This window comes from Vibrio sp. SCSIO 43136 (assembly GCF_023716565.1).
GTDB lineage: Bacteria > Pseudomonadota > Gammaproteobacteria > Enterobacterales > Vibrionaceae > Vibrio.
In genome coordinates this window covers 1,667,448-1,677,826 of record NZ_CP071848.1, presented here as the reverse complement: position 1 = coordinate 1,677,826, position 10,379 = coordinate 1,667,448, and the positions used below count along the sequence as shown (strand labels likewise).

6 protein-coding genes are annotated in these 10,379 nt (G+C 43.9%); 5 read left to right on the top strand and 1 reads right to left on the bottom strand.

Annotation, left to right across the window (positions count from 1 at the left end; all coding sequences use genetic code 11):
• The first annotated feature begins 195 nt into the window (after positions 1–195).
• The 4 genes from J4N39_RS07695 to phaC all read left to right on the top strand — a co-directional run bounded on the left by J4N39_RS07695 (position 196) and on the right by phaC (position 4,380).
• Positions 196–936, top strand: coding sequence for an SDR family oxidoreductase (locus J4N39_RS07695; protein WP_252017722.1), 741 nt, complete (start codon positions 196–198; stop codon positions 934–936).
• Between the two features lie 10 nt (positions 937–946).
• Entirely contained in the window at positions 947–2,152 is a 1,206-nt protein-coding gene (locus J4N39_RS07690) for an acetyl-CoA C-acetyltransferase (RefSeq protein ID WP_252023663.1), read from the top strand.
• Positions 2,153–2,193: 41 nt separating this feature from the next.
• Positions 2,194–2,541, top strand: coding sequence for a phasin family protein (locus tag J4N39_RS07685; RefSeq protein ID WP_252017720.1), 348 nt, complete (start codon positions 2,194–2,196; stop codon positions 2,539–2,541).
• 63 nt (positions 2,542–2,604) lie between these two features.
• Positions 2,605–4,380, top strand: a complete 1,776-nt coding sequence (gene phaC / locus J4N39_RS07680; protein ID WP_252017718.1) for a class I poly(R)-hydroxyalkanoic acid synthase — start codon at positions 2,605–2,607, stop codon at positions 4,378–4,380.
• A 139-nt stretch (positions 4,381–4,519) separates the two neighbouring features.
• Here phaC and pulA read toward each other — a convergent pair whose 3' ends face one another.
• On the bottom strand, positions 4,520–8,485 hold the full coding sequence (pulA, locus tag J4N39_RS07675; protein ID WP_252017716.1) for a pullulanase-type alpha-1,6-glucosidase: 3,966 nt from the start codon (positions 8,483–8,485) through the stop codon (positions 4,520–4,522).
• Positions 8,486–9,061: 576 nt separating this feature from the next.
• On the opposite strand from pulA, the gene J4N39_RS07670 reads away from it, so the two are divergent.
• On the top strand, positions 9,062–10,159 hold the full coding sequence (locus tag J4N39_RS07670) for a sensor domain-containing diguanylate cyclase (RefSeq protein ID WP_252017714.1): 1,098 nt from the start codon (positions 9,062–9,064) through the stop codon (positions 10,157–10,159).
• The last annotated feature ends 220 nt before the right edge of the window (positions 10,160–10,379 follow it).

The following is a 10,379-nucleotide window of genomic DNA, read 5'->3' as shown; positions in this document are numbered from 1 at the left end:
TAAAAACTACCCGTAAATTAAATAAAAACTTCCTACGCAATGCGAATTTTATATTGAAAATGTAATAATTGAAGTCTAGATTTAAACAAAAGGATTTGGAAGTCCACTTATAAATTAATTAATAATCGTCAGTTGGCAACTTGGTTGCCAATAAGTTTTGTTTAAATTTATTGTAAAAGCTAAGGATAGTTTCGAATGAAAAAAGTTGCTTTAATCACTGGTTCCAAAGGTGGGATCGGTTCTGCAATCTCGTCTCAATTAGTCAGTGATGGCTACCGCATTGTTGCTACATACTTCACCGGTGCACATGATTGTGCTCGCAAGTGGTTTGAGTCTAAAGGCTTCACAGAAGAACAGGTCAGACTGTTTGAATTGGATGTTACAAATACTCAAGAGTGCGCTGAACGTTTAGCGAAACTTCTTGAAGAAGAAGGCACTATCGATGTGTTAGTTAATAATGCAGGTATTACTCGTGATGCGACGTTTAAAAAGATGACAGCAGATAATTGGAATGATGTTATTTCTACAAATCTGACGAGTTTATTTAATGTAACGCAACCACTATTTGCAGCAATGTGTGAGAAAGGTAACTGTCGAGTCATTAATATCTCATCCGTTAATGGAATTAAAGGGCAGTTTGGTCAAACGAATTATTCCGCTGCAAAAGCTGGAATGCTTGGATTTACCAAAGCTTTAGCACAAGAAGGTGCGCGAAATGGAGTCACAGTGAATGCTGTTGCTCCAGGGTATACAGCGACTCCTATGGTTGAAGAGATGAAAGAAGAAGTTCTTGAGTCGATAAAAAGCCAAATTCCTATGAAACGCATGGCCACACCAGAGGAAATCGCAAGTGCGGTCGCATTCTTAGCCAGTGACTCTGGTGCATATATTACAGGTGAAACGCTGTCGGTGAACGGCGGCCTACACATGCACTAGGAGATTCATGATGGAAAAAGTATATATCGTAGCCGCGAAACGTACGCCAATTGGTGCATTTGGTGGAACACTTAAAGACGTATCAGCCGGTGATCTAGCGGCACTGGCCATTAAAGGAGCGCTTGAGTCCGCAGACCTAAACCCTGCCAATGTTGATGAAGTCATTGTTGGCAACGTCGTAGGAGCAGGGCAGGGTATGAATGTTGCTCGTCAAGCATCTATTGGGGCAGGCGTACCAGAAAGTGTCCCCGCTTACTGCGTCAATATGGTGTGTGGTAGTGGCATGAAAACCGTCATGGATGGCGTGTCTCACATTCGTAGTGGGGACGCTGAAATTGTCGTGGCGGGTGGTGTTGAAGTGATGTCGCAAATACCGTTTGCAGTGTCAACCATGCGTGATGGTCAACGAATGGGTCACTCACAGCTCACTGATCTACTAATCAACGATGGGCTTACCGATCACTTTAATCAATACCACATGGGTGTGACGGCGGAAAATATTGCCAAGGAAGTAGAGATCAATCGAGAAGATCAAGACGCCTATGCACTGGCAAGCCAGAAAAAAGCAACCGCAGCACTAGAAGCTGGGAGGTTTGATGCGGAAATTGTACCCGTTGAGGTCAAAAAACGTCGCGAAACCATCCTCTTCGACCAAGATGAATACCCTAAAACAGATGCCACGCTAGAAGGTTTGCAGCGTTTGAGACCTGCTTTCGATAGAGAAGGGTCTGTCACTGCGGGCAATGCCTCAGGCATTAACGATGGCGCAAGTATGGTCATCTTGGCCTCACAAACGGCCATTGAGCAATATGGGTTAAAACCGATTGCTGAGGTTGTTTCTTACGCTCAATCAGGATTGGCTCCTAGAATCATGGGCCTTGGGCCTGTGGAAGCAGTTGCCAAAGCACTGCAGAAAGCTGACTTAAATCTGAGCGATGTTGATTTATTTGAACTTAATGAAGCCTTTGCAGCGCAAGCGCTCGGTGTGATTCGCCTGTTAGCGCAAGAGTTTAATGTTGCTCCAGAGTCAATTGCAGACAAAGCCAATGTGAATGGTGGTGCCATTGCGCTTGGTCATCCTCTTGGGGCTTCTGGTAACCGTATTTTAGTGAGCCTGATCCATGAGATGCATAAGCGTTCTTCAGGCTATGGTGTTGCATCGTTGTGTGTCGGTGGCGGTATGGGCACGGCGATTGTAGTGAAAGCTATTGCGTAAATTTAACAGCGACTAATTTTTTTAATCTAGGAGAAATAATTATGTACACGGATTTTTTCAAAACATTTACTGATCAAACTGAAAAGACATTTGCACCGTACGTGAAGTACAACAAGCTAGTCGCTAAGAATGTTGAGATTCTTACTGAGCTTCAAGTGAATGCAGTGAAATCCTACAGCGAACTAGGTTTGACTCAAATGAAAGCGGCAAGTGAAGTGAAAGATGTTACATCACTAACTTCATTTAATAGCCAACAACTTGATGCGTTGGCGAAGCTTTCACAGCAAATGCTTGACGACAGCAATAAGCTACAAGCAGCTGCGAAAGAGTTTAAAGAAGACTTGGAGCAACTTGCGACTGAAAACGTGAAAGCGACTACAGTGGCTTAACCAACCGGTGAAATTACGCCGCCTTGAAAAAGGCGGCGTTTTTCCGATTGAAGGAGAAATACTATGTTTCAAAACTTCTTCTCGGACTACCTTGTCAAGCTTCAAGAATCTAACATGCAATGGTTAAACAGCCTTGAAGAAAATAAGGTAGCCATGGCTTCCCCTCTCCATAAAGCACTGCAAGAACTTAATGTAGAAGACACAAAGCAGATGTTTGAGCATGCGGCGAATCAGCCGATGTCTATGCTTAACATGCAAGTCCAGTGGTGGGAACAGCAGATGCAAATTTGGCAAAATGTCGCATTAAACGGTAGTGCCGAGAATGTGATAGATGCTGAAAAAGGGGATAAGCGTTTTGCTGATGAGTCTTGGCAATCCGAGGCAATGTATAGTTTTATTAAGCAATCCTATTTGCTGTTTAGTAAAACCTATTTAGATACTATCAACTCGATCGAAGGTCTGGATGAAAAGAGTAAAGAGCGCTTAGCCTTCTTCTCTCGACAGACCATCAATGCTCTCTCACCTTCCAATTATATTGCCACCAACCCAGAGTTACTAAAATTAACCATGGAGCAAAATGGGGAAAACTTGGTTGCGGGTTTAGAGCAGTTTAAGGAAGACGTCGAGAGCAGTGCCGATATCGTCAAAATTCGCATGACGAACTCGGAAAACTTCCAACTTGGTCAGAACGTTGCGACGACCGAAGGTGACGTGGTGTTTAAGAATGAGCTGTTTGAGCTTATTCAGTACAAGCCATTAACCGAGCAAGTACATGCAACGCCATTGCTAATCGTTCCGCCTTTCATCAATAAATACTACATTCTTGATCTGTCACCTAAGAACTCTATGGTTCGTTGGTTACTTGAACAAGGTCACCCTGTATTTTTGATTTCATGGCGTAATCCAGGCAAAGAACAAGCTGCCGTTGAGTTTGGTGACTATGTTACTGAAGGTGTGGTCAAGGCCGTTTCTGCCATCGAAGAAATCACCGGTCAAGAGCAGATCAACGCTGCAGGCTATTGCATAGGTGGCACAGTACTGGCGAGTACGGTTGCTTACTACGCTGCCAAGCGGATGAAAAAGCGCATCAAGTCTGCAACACTCTTCACGACATTGCTTGATTTCTCTCAGCCGGGAGAGGTTGGCGTCTATATCAACGATTCTTTGATAGATGCGATGGAAGCACAAACCAAAGCGTTAGGGTATCTTGATGGTCGTTCTATGAGTGTTACGTTCAGTTTGCTGCGTGAAAACAGCCTGTACTGGAACTACTACATAGATAACTACTTGAAAGGTAAAAGTCCGGTCGATTTTGACCTATTGTACTGGAACAGCGATAGTACCAACGTCAGTGCATCTTGCATTAACTTTATGCTGCGAGAGTTGTATCTCAACAATAAGTTGGTTCAGGACAAAGGCGTAAAAATTGGTGGTGTATGGATTGATCTGAATAAGATCAATGTACCCACTTACTTCATCTCGACTAAAGAAGATCATATTGCTCTATGGCAAGGCACCTATCGTGGTGCGCAGGCTGTTGGCGGTAAGAAAACCTTCGTGCTTGGTGGCTCTGGACACATTGCCGGTATCGTTAATCATCCGTCAAAAAACAAATACGGTTTTTGGGTGAATGATAAGCTCGATGGCAGTGCAGATTCGTGGCTAGAAAGTGCAAAACATAATGAAGGCTCTTGGTGGGGACATTGGGATAATTGGCTACAGCAATTTATCCCAGATGAGCAAGTTCCTGCTTATAGTGCTGGCTCTGAGCAACACCCAGTGCTTGATACTGCGCCGGGGAGTTATGTTAAGCAGACCTTACCTGTTGATGTTGAGTAGGTACTGTATATATGTATTGAAAGGCAGCGCAAGCTGCCTTTTTTATTTAATATTGATACTCGTTACCTGACCAGGGATGAAACGATGAATAAAAAAGGAGAAGCACGATGCTTCTCCTTTTGATTAAGAACTCTAACTCTTAATTTTGTGTCACAGTTAGTACTGGAGCACTCTTGTCTTTGGCATTGAGGCTAAATGAATAGCTACCATCTTGAGGTAGAGTGATAGCGATGTCTTTACTACCACCACCCACGGTCATTTTATAGTCACCACCTAGACTTGTGATAGCAGTATCACCACCGAAGTTTGTGTCATCACCCCAGTTATCATCGGCGATCTTCATCTGATGTGTTCCAGCTTTAAGATCTACGGTTAGTTCATATACGTTATTACCAGCGTACGAGAACTTAGCCGACTCAATAGCTCCCCAGCTTGCGTCTGTAATAGTGCCGCGCAGATATAGGTCATAGTCGCCGAAAGGTGCAACATCTGGTGCAGTAACGACTGATAATTCAGCTTTGCCTTCACCTGACTGGGCGTGAGATGCATTTAAGGTGAAATTGAAATTACCTGCTTCTGCAACACTCAACTTACAGTTGTCGCCAGTACCTAAATCAAGCGAATCTTTTGCTTGAGTTGAGTTTTGACAGCCTAACCATTCACCACCGTGGAATTTGAACTCGTAGTCACCAGCTTCTAAGAAAGCTGTTAGCGAGTAAATACCGTTTCCAATGAACTTTGTTGCCCAAGCATCGTTGTCCGCCCATCCATTCATTTGTCCTTTGACAAATACAGTGGTGTCGCCGTAAGGAGGGATGCTTGAAACATCTTTGTTCGACTTATCAACAGCTAAACCAATACCTTGAGATCCGTTCTGAGGCTGAACAAACACAGCAGTTGTTAGAGCCGGAACAGAGAAGGTCCCTTCACTGAACGTGGCTTCTTGAACCGTGGTGTCTTCAGAAGCTTTTTGAACTTCATGCAGTTCAAAACCTGTTGCTCCGGTCACTTCAAAGTCTTGTGTGGTCGCAGTAGAGTTAATCACTACAGTGATAGCATCGTACTTGGTATCTAAGTCTTTTCCTGCTGACGTGCCATCATCAATTGTCATTACGATAAGACCTTCGGTCTGACCTTTACCTACATTACGGAAATCAACGCGGTTCATGACTTCTTCTGCGGTGTCAAGACGGAACAGTTCAGAATCACTGCGGATCTTCATTAGATCTAGGAATTGAGCTTTTGTCAGTGCAATATCACTTTCGCTTGGCATTGCCGAGCTATCAGCGATGATTTTCTTGATTAGTTCCCAGTTAGAACCGTCTTTGTCTTCACGAGGTAAGCCAACGTTCCAGTTGTTGTCTGAGCCATCAAACATTACTCGGTTGAACCAATCACCTGAATCGTATGAGTCACGTTGCATTGACTTAGAACGTAGAAGTTCAGAGCCCATGTGGATAAACGGAATACCCTGGCCCAGCATCACTGTTGAAAGAGATACTGTTTGCATGCGAGCTCGGTTTGCTGAAGAAGTACCTTCCGCAATCTTATACGCATTGTTATCCCATAGCGTTTGGTTATCGTGCTTAGATACATAAGAAATGTTCTCAGAAGGGTGTTTAGTATAACCCGCTGGAGCTCCGTTATAATCAACGTTCTTACCTAGCTTAGTATTGCCTTGAGAGTCTAACATCACGTAATCAGCAAGGTTACCCGCCATCCCTAGACGAACCAAATCTTGGTTGTGAAGCATTGCAGTCGTGCGATCGCTATCTTCAGTAACAAGTTCATTGATGAATGCTGCGTTACCAAAACCTTGGTTCTTGCGAATGGTTTCACCACCATCAAACGGGCTACCACCACGAACTGCGTCACGTAGGCGGTCAGAGAATGTGCCGATTTCAGTACCAGCCATGTTGATTTGGGTGGATTGAGTGAAGCGAGCGTTATTGGAAACCTCACCAAAATCCCAACCTTCGCCATAGAATAGGGTGTCTTCATCGATCTTGCGTACTTCTGCAAGTGCTTCAACCATAAGGTCTTTAGGCTGATGTCCCATTAAGTCAAAGCGGAAGCCGTCAACTTTGTACTCCTTCGCCCAAACCTTCAATGAGTCAACCATTAGTTTACCCATCATCTTGTTTTCAGTTGCTGTGTTGTCACAGCACGTTGAGTTTTCAACACCACCTGTATTGGCGTTTAGACGGTGGTAGTATCCAGGAACAATCTTATCTAAGACGGACTTTTCGTTTACGCCTGATGCGTTGGTGTGGTTGTATACAACATCCATTACCAACTTAAGCCCCATATCATGGGTTGCTTTGACCATTTGGCGGAACTCAAGGATACGCTTAGAACCTTCAGCATCTGTCGCATAGCTGCCTTCTGGCACCGTGTAGTGGTATGGATCGTAACCCCAGTTGAAGCTATCTAGCATACGTAGGTCGTTCATCAGGGCCTGTGCATCACCAGTTGACGCATCGTAGCTTTCAAGGACATCTTCAATAACTTTGCTGCCATCTTCGCTGCTACATACCGCAGCATCAGATTTCAGCGCACAAAGATCGGCGACAGTGTCGTTGATATCTACCGACTTAGTTTCATCAACGGTCGCTATGTCAAATGCAGGGAGAATATGCAGCGTGCTTAGGCCAGCTTCTTGAAGTTCTTTAAGGTGTTTGACCGATTCGCGCTCTTCTTCAGTTAGTGCTAGGTACTTACCGTTAAGTTCTGCGCTGCCCAACTTGTCGCTGAAACTAAAGTCGCGTAGATGGGATTCATATAATACATGATCTTCATCTTTCTTAGTTTCTGGTCTTTGGTATTGATCCCAATCTGTTGGCATTAGAGAGGTATCGGTCGCTAGGTCAACTACTTGTGAGTATTGAGAGTTAGCAGAAAGGCTAAGAGAGTATGGGTCGGTAACTTCGTAAGTTTCAACTTTGCCAGTAGTTGGGTGATAAACCGTTACTTCATACAGGTAGAATTGGTTTAATACGCCAGACGCATCTAAAGACCAAACCCCAGTTGTTACAGATTCAGTCATTTCTGTACGAGAAACTTCTTTCTTATCTGCGTCAAAAATAACTAGTTTTACACTTTGAGCAGTAGGTGCCCAAACTTTGAAGGTCGCATCATTACCTTGGACAACCGCACCAAGCTCTTCGTCGATTGCTTTGCCTTCTTCTACGAAGACCGCATCGAGAACACCTGGTTTCTGAATTTCTGTTGCTGCAAACAGGTCACCATTTTCTTTGTACGCAGCCATCACTAGTTGCGATTTAAGTACATCTCGAAGTTGTTCTTGAGTGAGATCTACACTAATACCAGACAGCCCAGCAAGGTGTGGGTAACGAGATTTAAGTTCGTCAGAGAAGGTGCCTGTGCTGAGGTCTATTGTCTCACCGCCGCTGATAGTTTTCGTTTCTTCATCTAGCTTGATGCCCGCTTGTTTGTCATGAATAAGGACGATCTTGTCGACAGACGCAGATGCGGCGGCTTCCCATACGATGGTTTCAGCATCTAACCAGTGCGCTTTTTGGCCATCAATGGCAACAGGGCGCTCTGCGATTGGTTTGTAGAATGTCTCACTACTACCGTGGAATCCAAATACCCCTTTTGAATCGCCTAGTTGAGTTAGGCTCACTTTATGGTTAGCACTACCAAACGCTTTTTCGTCGCCTTTGTGAAGGATGTAGTTGATACATTTATGCGGATCTGATGCGTCTGGGTCGAATGTTAATACGTAGTAAGCGCCATAAACGTCACTGACGCCGTCTGCTAAACGAGGTGAATTCCAATCTGTACCTGAGCTTCCGATGTTCATCGCTTCTAAATCAAGGCTAGTACAACCTTCACCATTCCAAAGGTGCAAGCCCCAGCCGTTGTACTCACCTAAGTCAGCTTGAGTCGACACATCACTGTCGCGTTTATAGTAGATTACGACTTCATTGTCTTTAGCTTGATAAAGTCCATCGACAAGTTTGTTTACGGGGTCGACTGAAGTGTCGTCATCACTAGAACCGCACCCTGATAGCATTGCAACAGTCAGTACAGGCACCATTGCCTTGGCTAACATGCTTAGTTTGAAAGTTTTTTTGTCCACGTTTCACAATTCCATGTTTTAGTTAATATAGCGGCGACTTGTAGTCACCTGAAAAGTGTCAAAAACGATGCTAATACGGGTGATGACCAGCATAGTGTGAGCTCGCACTACTTAGTTTTTTACGAGTTTTAAATTTTGTCTGAGAGTGAAATTGTTCACGAATAATTGGTTGTTTTTTGCCCCGATCGAGATATCACTCGCAACTAAACTGGTTCTACGTCCACGATTAATTTGTATGAGGAGTAGAGGGGGAGATGAGAAGTCATCCCTCTAAATGTGAGGTGTGTCTTGGATTGTGCTGGAAGATAATTTTCATCAAAAAATTAGTTTGGGAGGATGAAGACGAAAACAAAAAAAGCCTCCCAAAAAGGAGGCTCTATGCGAGTAAGACTGTAGCTAGCTACCCTTTAATATATAGATTACAAAACGCTAATATGCCAGAAAGTCTTAATAAATTTTTAGCTTGAACTGGGTCAATTTGAGCTATACATCAGTTTTAATCATATATTTACGTTATAAATGCCGATGTAATCATACCCACTTTATTTATGAGCATTTGGCGGAACACGAAATTAAATGAAATCATTCATCTGGGATGCAAACTACATAACAGGTCTAGACGATGTTGATGAACAGCATCAGTATCTGGTCGGATTTATCAACCGATATGGACAGCTCATTGCGGAAAACTCGCTGAGTCCTGAGGATGTTCACGTTGCCTTGTCGGAACTGGCCGATTATGCGGTGTTTCACTTTAAAGAAGAAGAAGCGTTAATGGCGCTTTATAACATCGATCAAAGACATATCGAACCTCACCAAAAACTCCACCGAAACTTTATTTCAGATATTTCTTCAATGCGAAGCTTGATTGATCTAGAAGATGGCAAAGCATCGGAGCAGTTGCTCGACTTTTTGATCCATTGGCTGGCGTACCACATACTCGGCTCAGATCAAAATATGGCACGACAAATCGAGGCGATAAAAAAAGGAATGTCACCAACTCAGGCGTATGAGGCCAATGAGAGAAAAAGAGACAGTTCCACAGAGCCGCTACTTAATGCGCTCAACGGCTTGTTTGAGCAAGTCTCGGCACGTAACAAATTGCTAGTGACGTTAAATCGTTCACTGGAAGAGAAAGTCGCTAGCCGAACTAAAGAACTATCAGATGCAAACCGTCAGCTCGAAGAGCTTTCTTTCACAGACTCTCTTACTAAACTACCTAATCGCAGGCGAGCAATCCGCACTTTAAGGCAGTACTGGGAAACTGAGATGCCACTCGTCTGCATCATGATTGACGCAGACCACTTCAAAACGATCAATGATACTTATGGGCACGACGCTGGTGACGCTGTACTCAAACAATTGGCGTTAACGCTTAGAGATTCGTTTCGAAATGACGATATTGTTTGCCGATTAGGTGGGGATGAGTTTTTGGTGCTTTGCCCGGAAACTAGTCTAGCTGGTGGCATGATTATCGCTCAAAAAACCTTGGACAAAGTTAAAGCTCTACGAGTTGAGACAGGAGGGGAGCCGTGGCAGGGAAGTATCAGTGTTGGCGTTGCTTATCGAACCACCGCCCATCTCAATTATGAATCCTTAATTAAAACCGCTGATCGAAGTGTCTATCAAGCAAAGCTTGAAGGCAGGAATCGAGTTGTGTGCATTCAAGCCTAGTCTGCATCTAAAGTTCTTGGCAGAGCCTCCGCGTGCTAACTCTCAATCGAAATTTATGCAGTTTCAGAGCGTCTATCGCCTGAGATTGCATAAATTCGCACTTCTTTTAATCAATAAGCCATTCAATTTACATTTCAATTTGGCTTTATTGGTCGGTTTGATTACTATGTACGACTATTCGAAAAATACCAATAATCCCTAACGGGACCCTTATGGACGC